13 protein-coding genes are annotated in these 15,713 nt (G+C 48.5%); all 13 read left to right on the top strand.

Annotated features, from left to right (window positions below):
* Window positions 1–74 precede the first annotated feature (74 nt).
* The gene (gene mreB, locus ACHHV8_RS36245; protein ID WP_395164264.1) at window positions 75–1,073 is read left to right on the top strand and encodes a rod shape-determining protein; all 999 of its coding nucleotides are present in this window, start codon (window positions 75–77) and stop codon (window positions 1,071–1,073) included.
* 160 nt (window positions 1,074–1,233) lie between these two features.
* Window positions 1,234–2,121 carry a flagellar hook-basal body protein gene (locus ACHHV8_RS36240; RefSeq protein WP_395164263.1) on the top strand — a complete coding sequence of 296 codons (888 nt, stop codon included), beginning with the start codon at window positions 1,234–1,236 and terminating at the stop codon, window positions 2,119–2,121.
* Entirely contained in the window at window positions 2,118–2,996 is an 879-nt protein-coding gene (locus ACHHV8_RS36235; RefSeq protein ID WP_395164262.1) for a flagellar hook-basal body protein, read from the top strand. The genes ACHHV8_RS36240 and ACHHV8_RS36235 overlap by 4 nt, the downstream gene beginning before the upstream one ends.
* A gap of 29 nt (window positions 2,997–3,025) precedes the next feature.
* The gene (locus ACHHV8_RS36230; protein ID WP_395164261.1) at window positions 3,026–3,259 is read left to right on the top strand and encodes a DNA-directed RNA polymerase subunit beta; all 234 of its coding nucleotides are present in this window, start codon (window positions 3,026–3,028) and stop codon (window positions 3,257–3,259) included.
* A gap of 114 nt (window positions 3,260–3,373) precedes the next feature.
* Window positions 3,374–3,907, top strand: coding sequence for a CDP-alcohol phosphatidyltransferase family protein (locus ACHHV8_RS36225; protein WP_395164260.1), 534 nt, complete (start codon window positions 3,374–3,376; stop codon window positions 3,905–3,907).
* A gap of 153 nt (window positions 3,908–4,060) precedes the next feature.
* Window positions 4,061–4,492 (top strand): 3-hydroxyacyl-ACP dehydratase FabZ, encoded by a 432-nt coding sequence (gene fabZ / locus ACHHV8_RS36220; protein WP_395164259.1) that lies wholly within the window; start codon window positions 4,061–4,063, stop codon window positions 4,490–4,492.
* 24 nt (window positions 4,493–4,516) lie between these two features.
* Window positions 4,517–6,223: a phospho-sugar mutase gene (locus ACHHV8_RS36215; RefSeq protein ID WP_395164258.1), complete on the top strand. Its 1,707-nt coding sequence runs from the start codon at window positions 4,517–4,519 to the stop codon at window positions 6,221–6,223.
* Between the two features lie 17 nt (window positions 6,224–6,240).
* Window positions 6,241–7,197 (top strand): DUF5693 family protein, encoded by a 957-nt coding sequence (locus ACHHV8_RS36210; RefSeq protein ID WP_395164257.1) that lies wholly within the window; start codon window positions 6,241–6,243, stop codon window positions 7,195–7,197.
* A gap of 13 nt (window positions 7,198–7,210) precedes the next feature.
* The gene (locus tag ACHHV8_RS36205) at window positions 7,211–8,311 is read left to right on the top strand and encodes a DUF5693 family protein (protein WP_395164256.1); all 1,101 of its coding nucleotides are present in this window, start codon (window positions 7,211–7,213) and stop codon (window positions 8,309–8,311) included.
* Window positions 8,281–9,414 carry a polysaccharide pyruvyl transferase CsaB gene (gene csaB / locus ACHHV8_RS36200; protein WP_395164255.1) on the top strand — a complete coding sequence of 378 codons (1,134 nt, stop codon included), beginning with the start codon at window positions 8,281–8,283 and terminating at the stop codon, window positions 9,412–9,414. The genes ACHHV8_RS36205 and csaB overlap by 31 nt, the downstream gene beginning before the upstream one ends.
* Window positions 9,411–10,154, top strand: a complete 744-nt coding sequence (locus tag ACHHV8_RS36195) for a WecB/TagA/CpsF family glycosyltransferase (RefSeq protein WP_395164254.1) — start codon at window positions 9,411–9,413, stop codon at window positions 10,152–10,154. Before csaB ends, ACHHV8_RS36195 begins: the two co-directional genes overlap by 4 nt.
* Before the next feature lie 128 nt (window positions 10,155–10,282).
* Window positions 10,283–11,392 carry an MraY family glycosyltransferase gene (locus tag ACHHV8_RS36190; protein ID WP_395164253.1) on the top strand — a complete coding sequence of 370 codons (1,110 nt, stop codon included), beginning with the start codon at window positions 10,283–10,285 and terminating at the stop codon, window positions 11,390–11,392.
* Window positions 11,393–11,605: 213 nt separating this feature from the next.
* Window positions 11,606–15,409: an S-layer homology domain-containing protein gene (locus ACHHV8_RS36185; protein WP_395164322.1), complete on the top strand. Its 3,804-nt coding sequence runs from the start codon at window positions 11,606–11,608 to the stop codon at window positions 15,407–15,409.
* Window positions 15,410–15,713: the final 304 nt, after the last annotated feature.

The raw sequence follows: 15,713 nt of genomic DNA, 5'->3' as shown, positions 1-15,713 counted from the left end.
TAATTTAATAATTATCATAGAGGTGCCGCTTCTGTTGAAGGAATGGACGGTTTGGGTTAGGGAGGAAATTTTCAATGTTAAGCAAGGATATTGGCATAGATCTGGGGACAGCGAACGTCCTGATTCATGTGAAAGGACGCGGTGTTGTTCTGGATGAGCCGTCTGTCGTCGCAATTGAAAGCGATACGAAGCGGGTGCTGGCTGTCGGCGAGGAAGCGTTCCGTATGGTGGGGCGTACACCTGGAAATATCGTGGCCATTCGCCCGCTGAAGGACGGCGTCATTGCCGACTTCGAAATTACGGAAATCATGCTCAAGTATTTCATCAATAAAGTTGGAGGGAAGCAGTGGTACAGCCATCCCCGCATCCTGATTTGCGCTCCGACTAATATTACGTCTGTCGAGCAGAAGGCGATTCGTGAGGCGGCGGAGCGAAGCGGGGCGCGCGAGGTTTTTTTGGAAGAGGAGCCAAAGGCGGCTGCTATCGGCGCAGGCATGGATATTTATCAGCCTAGCGGTAACATGGTTGTAGATATTGGCGGAGGGACGACGGATGTAGCTGTGCTTTCCATGGGCGATATCGTCACCTCCTCTTCTATTAAAATCGCGGGGGACAAGTTCGATTCCTCCATCATGAAGTACATTAAGAGCAAGTACAAACTGCTGATCGGCGAGCGGACCTCCGAGGACATTAAGCTAAAGATCGGAACGGTGTCTCCGGACGGCCGCAGGGATACGATGGATATTCGCGGCAGGGACATGGTGAGCGGATTGCCGTTGACCATCTCGATCGACTCGCAGGAAATTCAAGAAGCGCTCTGGGACCCCGTTTCTTCCATCGTCGCAGCGGCCAAATCGGTGCTTGAGCGCACCCCGCCTGAGCTTTCGGCGGATATTATCGACCGCGGCGTCATTTTGACAGGCGGCGGAGCCATGCTTCATGGTATCGATCAATTGCTTGCGGACGAGCTTAAGGTGCCTGTGCTGATTGCGGAAGATCCGATGCATTGCGTCGTTAAAGGGACGGGTATTATGCTGGACAACCTTGACAAGGTTTCGAAGCGAAAGTTTTAAACCGTTCATTCCGTCCGGTCCAGCCTCATTCGTTAGACCCGGCCGAAATGATCCATACGTCATGTTGAAAAAAGACTCCATGCTGCCGATATACTTAATATAGAAGCGGGTGGGTCTTTTTTCAACATCCAAGCAAGCTAGCACGGGAGGGTTCAGTACAATGCTAAGAGGTCTATATACGGCGGCGTCAGGCATGATTTCGCAGCAGCGCAAGCATGACATTGTAACGAATAATATAGCCAACATCAATACGCCGGGCTTTAAACAGGGAGATGCCATTAACCGCTCTTTTCCGGAGATGCTGATTTCCCGTATCCGTGACGGACAAGTTGATTCGGTTGGCCGCTTGAATACAGGTGTAATGGCGGAGGAGAACGTATCGGTTCATACGCAGGGCGATATTCAAGAGACGCACAACCCGTTTGATTTTGCCCTGATCTCGAACATTCAGGTGCCAGGCGCTCAATTTGACGAATCCGGCAAATATGTTGATGCGAACGGACAGCGGATCAACCAGCCGCAGGCTTTATTTACAGTTCAGAATCCGAACGGTGAGCAGCGCTACTCGCTCAACGGGAAATTTTCGGTCGACGATGCCGGGACCTTGATTACTACGGACGGTTATCAGGTATTGGGGGCGGATAATCAACCGATCGTGCTGCGCGATCCTGCGACCCAGGAGCCGATTACGAATTTCCGTATAACCAATTACGGACAATTCACCGATGCGGACGGCAATGCCATACAAAATGCGAACAACCAGCCGGTTCAGCTGCTGCTCAGCCGGATCGAGGATCCGAATCAGCTCGTCCGCGAAGGCAACGGCTTATACCGTTTGAACGAAGGACAAGAAGGGCTGGCGCGACCGGTCAATCCTCAGGATCAGGTAGAGGTACGGCAGGGCTTTATTGAACGTTCGAATGTTGATCCCGCCCAGTCGATGGTAGACATGATGACAGCGGTGCGAGCCTATGAGGCGAATCAGAAGGTCGTTCAGTTCTATGATAAAAGTATGGACAAAGCCGTTAACGAGGTGGGCCGAGTATGAATAACTCCATGATTAACTCCTCCGTCTCCATGCATGCGCTGCAGCAAAAGCTGGACATGGTCGCCAACAATATGGCGAACAGCAACACGGTGGGATATAAGCGGAAGGACGCTTCTTTTCAGGACGTGCTTACCAGCTTGAAGCAGCAGCCTGCAGGCTTTCAGAAGGAAGGCCGGCTGTCTCCCCTCGGCTACAGCCAGGGATGGGGAGCGAAGCTGGTGCAAGCCCAACTCGATCTGGCACAGGGGACGCTCAAAGCGTCGGAGAGTCCGCTCGATCTGGCGATTGAGGGCAACGGCCTTTTTGAAGTGAACAGCGTAACGCGGGACGGCAACAACAACCCGACGACGCTTACGGAATATACGCGCAACGGATCGTTTCAGCTGAGTCCTTCGACGGACCCGGCCGATCCAGATTGGTTTCTTACCGCGAAAGACGGGCGCTACGTGATGGGAACGGACGATCTGCCGGTACGCGTTCCGGCCAATCATCATGTGAAGATTGAAGCGGACGGTACGGTATGGGCTACCGATGACGGGGTCAAGGGAGCGATACCTGAGCAGATTGGCCAAATTAAAGTGCTTCGTGTACTGCGGCCCCAGTTACTGCAGCAAGTAGGCGATAATCTGTATGCACTGGCTGCAGGAACGAACAATCCTCAAGATATTTTGCAAAACATAACCGCGCCTGAAGCTGCGACGAATAATATGACCGATCCGATTTCGGTTCGGCAGGGCTTTCTTGAGCAATCAAATGTAACGTTGGCCGATGAAATGACGGAGCTGCTGCAAATTCAAAAGGCATTTCAATTGAATTCTCGTGCGGTCAGCTCGTCGGATACGATGATGGGTATGGCTAACAGCCTGCGCAGCTAACGTTTCCTTGAAGTGAGGTAGATATACGCATGGCAGAGAACGAGGAAGAAAAGAAGACGAAGAAAGCCGAGGTTCGGCCCAAAAGGTGGAAACGCTCCTTGTTTCTGGCCTGCAAGTGGCTGGGCATCCCTTTTTTATGTGTTGTCGGTCTTGGCGCCGGTATGGTCATCGGCTATGTTTATTTAGGCAAGCGGCCGATGGACGAGGTGTATGAGTTCGATACTTGGCGGCATATTTACGATCTTGTATTTTCCCAAACCTGATAATTGATTTGGACAAAGGGCTCCCTGATGCAGGGAGTTTTATTTTTGCCATAAGAACGGTATAATGTATGGATGGGACGAGTGCCCAAATCACGTGGAGGGGGCGTCTTTTGCGTGTGGAATGTGCCGAACCTGCTGACATTGGGCCGGTTTTTGTTAATTCCCGTATACTTGCTTGTGTTCGAAGCCGGGTACACGAAAACGGCGTTTCTCGTCTTTCTAGTGGCGGGATGTACCGATGTGTTGGACGGCTATATTGCGCGCAAGCGGAAACAGGTCACCCAGCTCGGAAGTATGCTTGACCCTCTGGCGGACAAACTGATGATGATAGCCGTCATTCTTTCGCTGGTTTTCGCCGGTATCCTGAACTGGAATGCGGCGTTAGCGATGTTTTTACGGGATGCGGGGATGATTGTAGGATCGGCGGTGTTTCATTTTCGCGGCAAGCGGACCGTACCGGCCAATGGGATGGGGAAGCTGACGACGGTGTTATTTTACATAGCGATCCTTCTTGTCATATTTCAGCTGCCCTATGCGCACGTGATATTGTGGCTCGTGATTCTATTGTCCTTCCTGACTTTGATTATTTACATTGTTCAGTTTAATCTGCTGAACAAGCGGCAGCCGAAATCGAATATGCCTTTATAAAAGGAAAAAGAGCCGGCGCACAGCAGGTCTTCTGATGACCCTCTGCACGCAAGCTCCCTTATATCAACCTTCATTACTGCAGATCATGAAGGATAATTATAGTGTAAGTTGAATGGATTGTTTTTATACTAAAATGCGGAAGGAGTCTTATACGTGTTAGATATTATGCAAATTCAAGAGATTATCCCTCATCGCTATCCATTTTTGCTGGTGGATCGCATTCTCGAGGTAGAGGCCGGCGTGAGAGCGGTGGGCCTCAAAAATGTATCCGCCAACGAATCTTTTTTTGCGGGCCATTTCCCGTCTTATCCGGTCATGCCGGGGGTATTAATAGTTGAGGCCTTGGCGCAGGTCGGTACCGTTGCCATGCTGCAGGTTGAGGAAAACCGCGGCAAGCTCGGTTTCTTCGCCGGCATTAACGATTTCCGCTTCCGCGGACAAGTGGTACCAGGGGATACTTTGATCCTCGAGGTCACGATTACCCGGCTGAAAGGAAGTATTGGCAAAGGCCAGGCCGTAGCCAAGGTCGGCGATAAAGTGGTGGCAGAGGGCGAATTAATGTTCGCTCTGTCCGATAAAAAATAGTTGCCCAGCAAAAGGAGATGGAGTATGAGTACACAAGTTCGCGTTCAGGAACAATATGATCTATGGTTGCAGGATCCCGCTATTGATATGGATACCAAAAACGAGCTCAAAGCCATCGGCGACCAGCCGAAGGAGATCGAGGATCGTTTTTATCGCGATCTGGAGTTTGGAACCGGAGGCTTGCGCGGCGTCATCGGCGCGGGAACGAACCGGATGAACTTATACACCGTTGGCCGGGCTACGCAAGGCTTGGCGCAATTTATTCTTAAGACTGGGGCTGCCAGCCCATCGGTTGTCATTGCTTATGATTCTCGGAATCAATCGCCGGAATTCGCATTGGAAGCTGCCAAGGTTTTGGCAGGGAACGGAATTAAAGCTTATGTGTTCGAGTCGCTGCGTCCGACGCCAGAGCTGTCTTTTGCGGTTCGCGAGCTGAAGGCGACGGCTGGGATCGTGGTGACGGCTAGCCATAATCCGCCGGAATACAACGGATACAAGGTCTACGGGTCGGACGGCGGTCAGCTTGTTCCCGATCAGGCCGAGCAGGTTATTGCCGAGATTCAACAGGTGCAATCTTTTGCCGATGTGAAGCGTGAGACGCGTGCACAAGCCGAGGAAGCCGGTTTGCTTGAATGGATCGGCGAAGAGTTGGATAAGGTTTATGTGAAGGCTGTCACAGCTGTCAGCTTGAATGGAGATATCGTTAAGCAAATTAATGACGATTTCCGTATTGTGTTTACGCCGCTGCACGGTGCAGGTAATTTGTCGGTTCGCGCCGTCCTTAAGTCGGTTGGTTTTGATAACGTGCATGTTGTCGCAGAGCAGGAGCAGCCGGATGCGCAGTTCTCGACCGTGAAGTCGCCGAATCCGGAGGAGAAAGAAGCATTCACGCTCGCTATTCGCCAAGCCAAAGAGCTTAACGCCGATATTATTATCGGAACGGATCCGGACTGCGACCGGATGGGAGCGGTGGTCAAGGATGCTTCCGGCGAATACTTTGTGCTGACAGGCAATCAATCCGGCGCCATTATGGTAGATTACCTATTGAGCAGTCTGAAGGAGCGGGGGACGCTGCCGTCGAACGGGGTTGTCATCAAAACGATTGTAACCAGTGAAATGGGAGCAGCCGTTGCGGCTCATTACGGTGTAGCTACGCTCAATACGCTGACCGGCTTTAAATATATCGGCGAGAAAATGACCCAGTTTGAATCTACCGGCGAATCGAAATTTTTGTTCGGTTACGAGGAAAGCTACGGCTACCTTGCCGGAGACTACGCGCGGGATAAAGACGCTGTCATTGCTTCCATGCTTATTTGCGAAGCGGCGGCTTACTATAAAAATCAAGGCAAGACGTTGTACGAAGTGCTACAGGAGCTGTACGAGCGCCATGGCTATTTCCTGGAGAAGCTTGAGTCCCGTACCATGAAGGGCAAAGACGGCGTGAAGCAGATTCAGAGCATTATGCAGGACTGGCGGACGAATCCGCCGACAGCTATTAACGGACAGCAGGTTGTCCGCGTAGAAGATTTTTCGCAGGGCCTGTATGGCTTGCCGGTTGAAAATGTGCTGAAGTACACGCTGGCGGACAATTCTTGGTTCTGCTTGCGTCCTTCCGGTACGGAGCCGAAAATCAAAGTATATTTTGCTGTATGCGGCGTTTCCGCGCAGGCAGCCACTGACGCGATTCATGGATTGGTTACTGCCGTCATGAGCCGGGTAGATCATAAATAACGGTAGGAGTGGACGTGTTGAGCGGGCGTTACTTGCAATGGAACAGGCAATTCAGCAAGTGGTTGTGGGGGCTGGTCATCCTTGGGATGCTGGCCTCCCTTCCCATCGCGTATCAAAGACATGAAATGGAGCATAACACCGGCCGCAAGGTTGAGTTTGTATTCGATTACCGCGATTTGCTGGAAATATCGGATTTGCAAACCGACCCGAGGAAATTTGTTACCGATCAGCTTAGAAATTTAAAAAGCGCCGGTATCAATTCTGTAGCGGTGTATGAGTCGACGCTTAACGAGCTGAAGCTGAGCCGGCGCATCGAGGTGTTTTCTTCTCACGAAGCGACGGCGCTGACGCAAAGCCCGATTTCTCCGAACGAAAATTTCACTTATGTTTTGTTTACGGAGAAAGAGTCGCAAGAGAAGCTGCAGTCGTTAATAACGAATACGTTTAACAGCTTGAATGTAAAAACGCGGCCTTGGAGCTTCAAAAATCAGCCCGGCATGATTATCGAAATGGGCATGGATGAAGCGGGCTTGAAAACGATGGATCCCGATCCGATTACGCTGCAAATGCTGAAGGATCAGAAGTTCCAGATCGTAGTTCGGATGTCCAACCGTAGGCCGTTTGACGCTGCGCAGATGGATACCCTGCTCGGCCAGCTGCAGCAGTATGGAATCAAACGGTTTATTGTCGATGGAGAGACGGTACCTGGCTTCGTCAGTGAGACGAACCTTGAGAATCTCGATCAGATGGCCGAACTGATGAACAAGCATCATATGGGACTCGCCAACATTGAGCTGCAAAAGGCTCAGCAGCGCGGTTTTAATTATTTGGCCAAAAAATTGGATTACAACGTAGTGCGCTTGCACTCCTTCACCGAGAAGGACGGCGAGAAGCTGACCGAGAACTTGACGGATGCCGAGCTGAAGGAACGGATTCAAGGCGTAGCGGACCGATTCGTCCTGGCAGTGAAGTGACCGCAATATCCGTATGGTCTTTCTCAATGCGCATGCCGTTAAAAATATCGACAAGGGCAAAATTTTGAATCCGCTGGATTCCATTTATGCAAGTCTCAAGGGAGAAGACGGCGCGGTTCCGCGTATTCAAAAGGCGGGCTACAGCATCGGTATCGCGGAACGGTTCCAGCCGATGTATTCCGGCTGGCAGAAAGCCGCTAAGATCCTTGTTTGGATCGGTGCAGTAGCGCTCATTTCCTTGATGATTTCGTATTTCGTTCCGGAGCTTACACTGCTTGTTTTTGTACTTGGCTTGATCGGTTCTGCAGGGCTGTCCGTGTTGTCGCCGAACCTGTTTGCCCAGGCGCTAGCCTTGGGGGCAGGGACGAGTGCGCCGACCGTGGCGATTTGCCAGGCCGTTCGAACGGGCAGACAGAAGCTGGGTACGGGTTCGACTGCCGTTGGTTCTCGGATTGGTTTTGCCGTATGGCTGCTTATCCGCACCTCGATGATTTCGGTAATTGGCGTCTTTTTCATTGTTGGGCTGCTGAATTCGATTATTTTCTCGATCGTTATCGATCAGTTCCGGGGCGTGAGTATCCTACACTTGCTTCCAATCGTGCTTGCGGCGCTGTATTGGCTTCTATTCAGTGAAAACTTAAGCTATCGCGAAATTATGGGCAGAGGGAAAGCTCTCTTGTCTTCCTATATTAGCGTGCTGTGGGTTATTGCTGCTGCGGCCATTGTAGGCGCAGGCTTATACTACTTGTCTAGAACGGGCAACGAGGGACAGGCGTCGGCGTTTGAAAGGTATTTCCGTTCCTTCTTGGAAAATACGCTGGGCGTCAGACCGAGAACGAAGGAGTTTTTAATTGCGCATCCGCTTTTCTTATTGGGCGGCTATCTCTGTGTGAAATACCGCAGCGCGCTCATTCTGTTATTAATCGGTGTAATTGGACAAGCTTCTATTGTTGATACGTTTGCCCATTTACATACACCGCTGCAAATTTCGTTAACGCGAATTGTGTATGGCCTTTCGTTCGGTCTATTAATCGGCATTGCGTTAATTATCGTTTGGGAGATTGTTGTAAGGAGTTGGAAGCGTTGGGTACCCCCGCTGCTGGTAAAAGAATAGTTATATCCGGATACTACGGCTTTGATAACAGCGGTGATGAAGCCGTGCTGCTATCCATTTTGCTGGCGCTGGAGGAGCAGGGGAGGATGAACGGTGTTCGGCTGGAGCCGGTCGTTCTCTCCGTAGATCCCGATAAGACGAAGCGGACCTATGGCGTGGAAGCCGTGCACCGTATGAAGCTGGGGCGGGTTATCTCTGCGATTCGAGGAGCCGACGGCTTGATTAGCGGAGGGGGCAGTCTGCTTCAGGATGCGACAAGCGCAAAGACGATTCCTTATTATTTAGCCATTTTGAAGATTGCACAGTGGTTCGGCAAGCCGACCTTTATTTACTCTCAAGGGATCGGCCCCGTGCAGAGACGATTGTTTTTCGGTTGGATTCGATCCGTGTTCAATCGCAGCCGGTTTATATCGGTTCGCGATCAGGAATCCAAACAGCTGCTGCAGCGGATGAACGTTTCCAAGGAGGTTACGGTGGTTCCCGATCCTGTCATGGGGCTGCCTCTGGGAAGCAGTTTAGAACAGCAAGCAAGCGCTAAGCTGAATGACAAGCCGGTGATCGGCGTCTCGGTCCGCTATTGGAACCCAGATCATTCCGAGCTGCAAGCAATAGCTGAGGCATTGACGTTGGTATTGAATCAGACGGAAGCCGTAGTGCGTTTTCTTCCCTTTCATCTGCCTTCCGATCATCAAGCGTCGGAGGAAGTTCGTTCGATGATGGGAGCGGCTTATCGCGATCGGATAACTATTGCCGATAACGTTGCCCATCCTCAGCATATGCTGGGCGAAGTCGGCCGCTGCGATCTGTTGATCGGTATGCGGCTCCATTCCTTAATCTATGCGGCTTCGCAGGAGGTTCCGATGCTCGGGATTTCGTATGATCCGAAGATCGATCAATTTTTGAACCGGCTGCAGATGGCTGCCGCGGCCAGCACACAGTCCATCCAGGCGGCAACGGTAGCATCGGAAGCAATCCGTTTGCTGCACGGTCGTGAAGCGTGGCTGGCAGAGAAAGCTTCGATCATCAAGAAGCTGAAGAGCGAAGCGCAGAAGCCGGCGGAGTCCATTGCTTTATTTTTTGCTAAAGGAAGGGATCCTCAATGAACATACCCAAAGTATCTATATTCGGCGTTCCCTTCTCAAAGCTGAGCATGAAGGACACGATTTCTCTTATTACCCAAATGATCGATTCCCGACAGCCGCATCAGATTATTACCGCCAACCCGATTATGGTGATGAGTGCTGTTGAAGACCCGGGCTATCTTCGAATGATGAAGCATGCCGATCTGATTGTACCGGACGGTGCTGGCGTTGTTTGGGCGGCGAATTATGTGGGTAATCCTGTAGCGGAGCGGGTTACCGGATTTGATCTGATCAATCAGCTGTTTCGTCTGGGCGAGTCCAACGGCTGGAAGGTATACCTCGTTGGTGCGTCACCTGAAGTAATGGAAGCGGCGGTGCAGAAAATCAGGGAGAAGTATCCCAAGCTCCAGCTTGTCGGGTACCGGGACGGATACTTTAAAGCGGATGAAGATCATGCGGTGATTGAGAATATTCGTGCCCATGAACCGGACATTCTATTAGTAGGACGGTCGGCCTCAGGGCAGGAGCCGTGGATTGCGCAGTATAAGGAGCAGCTTCAAGTTCCGGTTATTATGGGGGTAGGCGGAAGCTTCGATGTCATTTCCGGCAAGCTGAAGCGAGCGCCCAAGCTGTTCCAAAAATTGAAGCTGGAATGGTTTTACCGGCTGCTGCAAGAACCGTGGCGGTACAAGCGGATGCTTGTTTTGCCGAAATTCGCAGTGAAAGTAATCCGTGAAAAAGAAAACGTACAGAAACCTTGAAAATCAAGATGAAAACACCCGAAAACCCGGCATTTTTCCTGAAAATTGTGGTGGTATTACAGGTATAAACGGAGTATAATCTGTAGTGTTTGGGGTTTTTTATAGATAAAAGGGGCTGTGAAAACAAGATGAATGTTCTATACGGAATTGGATTTGCTGCTGCGTGCCTGATTGCCCTGCTAATGACGCCTTTGGTGAAAAAATTTGCTTTCTGGGTAGGCGCGGTGGATGCACCCAATCACCGGAAGGTACATACCCGCATAATGCCGAGATTAGGCGGTTTGGCCATTTTTATTGCTTTTGTTGGTGCGTTCTTTATCATTGCGCCGGCTATTGATTCGCTTAACTCGGAAGTGGCTCTTGGTTTATTGGTGGGCGGAGCCATTATCGTTTTGGTAGGTGCATTAGACGACCGGTTTGACTTATCTCCGAAAGTGAAGCTGCTTGGTCAAGTTATTGCCGCCTGTGTTGTCGTTTATTCCGGTGTTGTTATTGATTTGGTTAACGTGCCTTTCGGCGACACGACGATTTCATTGACTTGGCTGGCTGTTCCGCTAACGATATTTTGGATTGTCGGCGTGACGAATGCGATTAACCTGATCGACGGACTGGATGGTTTGTCTGCTGGGGTTTCCGGTATTGCCACGACAACAATTCTTATTCTTGCCCTTATGATGGGGAACATTACGGTTGTGCTGTTAAGTGTTATTCTTTTAGGGAGCATCGCCGGATTTTTGTTTTATAACTTTCATCCTGCGAAGATCTTTATGGGAGACTCCGGTGCACTGTTTCTTGGCTTTAGTTTAGCCACCTTATCCATCCTTGGATTTAAACAAGCTACGGTATTGTCTTTATTGGTTCCTATCATGATATTAGGGGTCCCATTATCGGATACATTCTTTGCAATTTTAAGACGTTGGGTGAACAACCTCCCGATCTCCAAGCCTGACAAAAGCCATTTGCATCATTGCTTACTACAGCTTGGTTTTAGTCATCGTCTTACCGTACTCATTATTTATGGAGTAGCTTCTATCTTCGGCGTATCTGCCGTACTGCTTTCCTACATGTCCGAACAGGAAGCGATTTGGGGTATGGTGCTGCTCATTGTTATTCTGATTGCCGTGCTGGTTTTGGGGGCGGAGGCTATTGGCATCATCAGCCAGACCAAGAAGCCGGTCCTTCGGTTTTTGCAAAAGGTTAAAGTGCTGTTCGGTGCGCGTTCACGCATGATGAAGTAATAAGGACGAGTTTTTAATCCCAAACCTCAGGTTTGGGATTTTTTGGTTATTTAAGTACATATAATTTCAGGATTCGACTAACATTTTCAAAGGTTGCAGCCGATAATTAAAGTACACGTAACTTTTTTTATGGGGGGAGAAACGAAGCTCGATAATCATTAAACAGACATGCAATGGAATTCAAACATAGGGAGGAAACAAACATTGAAACGGATGAAATTCAAGTGGCTGAGCGTTTCTTTGATATTAGCCATGATGTTGAGTCTAGTGGCACCGTTATCGGCTTTTGCCGCCGCATTGACTATCGTGAAGTTTAATTACGTAAGCGCAGAGGATCCTAGGAACGTGGCCTCCGCTAATGTAGACCAGTTCACGACCAACGGAATTACCATTACCGCTATTGTCGATGGGATTGCCGATGATCAGGTCAAGAACGTTTATTATCAAGTTACGAATAAAACGACAGGAATATCGTATGAAGAGAAGACCAACAAGCCGGTACAAAATGCTTCGAACTTAAAAGAAATTTCTTTTAATAACGTCTACTTAACTGACGGCTTGAATCAAATCACTTTAAAGTTTGGTCAAGATACGACGGTTATTAGTTCTGTTCCTGCATGGGCATACTATACTTCTACTACGAACATTTCCGATTTGCAGATTAACGGGGATCCCTTAGTCGATGTGGTGTACCCTTTTAATGGAACGGGGATGTTTCCGAAGAATCCTCCTTATACGGGTGTGACTATCACAGGGAATGCCAATAATGCGAATGGGATTGAAGCTACATTTAACGGTAACGATTATCAGCCGACCAGCTTCTACCGTAATAAGTTCACTTATATTGCTAACACAGGCAGAACGAATGATTTGAATTTGATTCCTGGCGACAATAAAGTTTCTTTTTATTCCGCTAACGATGTGAATTCCTATTTGATGCAGCGTAAGTTTGTATATGACAATGGTAAGGCATTTGCATTTAATGCCAGAGTATCCGAATACCACGGGGCGGCTTCGAAAGCGCTTGTAGAGACTCCGACCATCGAGACAGAGGGTAATCGTAATGTTACGTTTACCGCGCTATTAAAAACGGCCTTATCAAAGGATACGTTCAATAATTCGGTAACTGATTACGTATATGCTGATATTTATTTGGTAAACAACTATAAGGTTCATTATGATTTTGCGACAAACAGTGTAACGACAGTTGGAGGCGGCACGCTCAACTCTAATGACCCTGCAGCCCATAGCTTTACAGGACGATACAGTGACCCGGATGGCAAATATATCGCCGATGGCGTGCAGATCGATCTGCCCGTTAACGTCGGTACGAGATCTCAAAAAATTTACGTGGCCTTTACTCCGCGTGACGGCTCAAAGCAAGTTGAGACCTCCGAGTTTACTTTCAGCTTTGTAAAGACAAACGATCCCTACGTTCAATCGGTAGAACGGGAGACTGTTCCAGGCAAATGGGAAAGTCTTGTTGAAGTCGGAACGACTCAGATCAATGTGCTGCCTTCCAAATTACAAGTCAATGCGCCGCATGCTACAAGCGTAGATGTGTATATTAACGGTACGCTTTATGGCAACTACCCAACGACGGACGATAAAGCGATCATTGATCTTATTAATGTTACAGATGGATCGAACCTGATTCAGGTGATTCCGTACAGCGGCACGGATAAATTCACGGCCGGCGAAAAATCTTATCAATTAACGATTAACGGAACAGCCTATGTATTGCTGAATGAAATTTATGACGGTCAAGTGGTTTGTGGAGTTACAGGCACTACAGGATGTTCGGAGCCGCTGCCGGCAATGATTACGGGGAGTATTAAAAACCTGCCGAATCCGTCCAGTGCAGTAGCTAGCAATCTGGTAAAGCTATATCTTAATGATATGGATATCACATCCACACTACAATTTAATGCCGATAACTCAGGTGCTTTTACGGTCACACCAAACCAAGATTTCATTAATGCTTTTGCAACGGACGGCAAGAAAACCCTTCGGTTCGAAATCAGTATCGGGGGATCGGTTGTACAAAGCAGCTACGATATCTTTGTTTTTAGAAATAAGCTTCCTTATATTGATTCTTATTATTTGGATTTCCTGTCTAACGACCCTAAATATAAAAAGGGCACGCAGCCGGATACTTATTCGACCACTTCCACCAAGTTAACTTTAAAGGGTCGGGTGTATAACGCTCAGCCATCGGAAATCAAAATCAATTACACCAAACCAGGTTCGACGACTTCAACGAATCCTGCATTATCGACTACGGCGGGGCCTAACTATATCGATTTCACTTTAGACCTGACGATTGGAGAAACGGAGTATGGGGTACACAGCTTTAATTTAAGTGTATCAACCGTATCGGGGGCATCCACCTCGCGTACAATTACAGTTTCCAAAGAGCCGTTGTCTTATCAAATTTTAAAACCGGATCTTATTAAAAACCTGGATGGCGTAGATCAAGCGAATATTAATAAGAACTTTCAAAAGATTGAGATTCTTGCAGATAAAGCTGACTCGGTTCTAATTGGAAAAGAAGAGGCGGTTAAGACCAAGACTACAGATGGTCAAGATCTGTTTAAGTATGAAGCTTTGAATTTAAAAGCCGGTAAAAATGAAATTAAGTTTACCGTCGTACGAGGCACTGCCAAAACAAACGGAAGCTTTATTTTATATAATGTAGATACACCGAATGAAGGCGGCCAGTATAAAGCCAAGCTTGCCTCCAAAATGAAGGTGTTCAGCGGTGAGCTGGAGCTGTCTTTTCCTAAAGACACGAAGCTTATGAGAAATGAACTGTTTGCTGAAAATCAATACATCACATCGGAACGCAGTCTTTTATTTGGTATTGCCAGCAACCTGGATGGACGGGTCGACAAAATTGAAGAAAGCCGTGGTTACAAAGATAAGTTGAATGAGCCGACAGGGCATTTCAGACCGGCAAGTAAACGTTATTGGATTGATGCGGGAACGATTGCAGACGATCAGTCCACAGAGAACTTGAAAGAAGCTATGTATGGCTCTGGACGCCTTCCTTACGAGCAGGATGAGAATAGCGCGTACAGATCAGGCGAGTATTATAACAGGGATATTCGGGACGAAGTCGTTCCGACCAAGCGCGGTGAGCTGACAATCAAATATGATGACAGCATTCGCGACGATGCTTGGAAGTACTTGACGGTATACCATTTCACTAACTATACAAATAATAACGGTGACTACAACTCTCCGGGTAATACGGAATGGAGAAACATCGGGGGCGTAGTGGATCCGAAGAAAAATACGATTACGGTTCCTGTAGATTCGTTCGGGTACTATCAGGTCATGTACATGGATTCAAGCTTCAGAGACGTTACGGGCCATCCATGGGCACGCGATTACCTTGATATTATGTATTCCAAAGGAATCATGAGAAACAAGGATACCTTCCCGAAAGAGTTTAGACCGGATGAGGCTATCACACGCGGGGAATTTGTCTCTGTATTAGTCGATATTTTTGATATTCCATTGGAAAACAAGAGCACGAGTGTAGTTAACCAAGATGATACGCAGCACTATGACGGAACCTTCAGTGATGTCCGCAGAGGCAATTCCTTGAACAGTAACGGCCTTTACGATTTCATGCATATTGAAGCAGCTGCTAGGGCGGGGATCGCCAGAGGCTCGAATGAGGGCTATTTCGGGCATGATCAGCCGATTACGCGTCAGGATGCAGCCGTTATGCTGGCTAGAGCTGCAGATCTCAAGATGAACAGCGACGACGCCAAAGTGCTGGCTGCTTTGCAAAAGCAATTTACCGATGCCAACAGCATTGAATACTACGCAAGACCTGCAGTGGATGCTGCTGTAAAAGCAGGCTATATCGATGGGATTGCGAATACGCTCCTAGAAGGTCAGAAGAAAGAAACGTACAGGTTCTCTCCGACGGACAACTTCACTAGAGCGCAAGCCGCTGCAATTGCAGTCCGCGTATTGAAGCAGCTTAAGAAAATACCTAAGTAACTAACGCTTAAAAACCCGTGGGCTGCACTGCATCGCTCGCGGGTTTCTTTAATGAGTTCGAACAATGGAAAATAATAAGTAATGACGCAACTGATAGATCATTGTATACTAGGTTTCGTAAGCGATAGGACATACCGAGTTGATAGACGGCGCGTAAAGCTTCCTTGAGTTGAGCGACGAGGCGACTCGAAAAAAACGAAAAAAGTTTTTTCGAAGGAGCGCAACTTTTTAAAATGCACTGCGTTTAATACATTGAAAACACAAACAAAGCCGGTAGGAGTAAGGATTTATTGGAACTATTTCA

Origin of the sequence: Paenibacillus sp. TAB_01, from assembly GCF_043945595.1 — a bacterium.
GTDB lineage: Bacteria > Bacillota > Bacilli > Paenibacillales > NBRC-103111 > Paenibacillus_S.
Note: the sequence above shows the minus strand (reverse complement) of the source record. Positions and strands in the feature narration are given on the sequence as shown.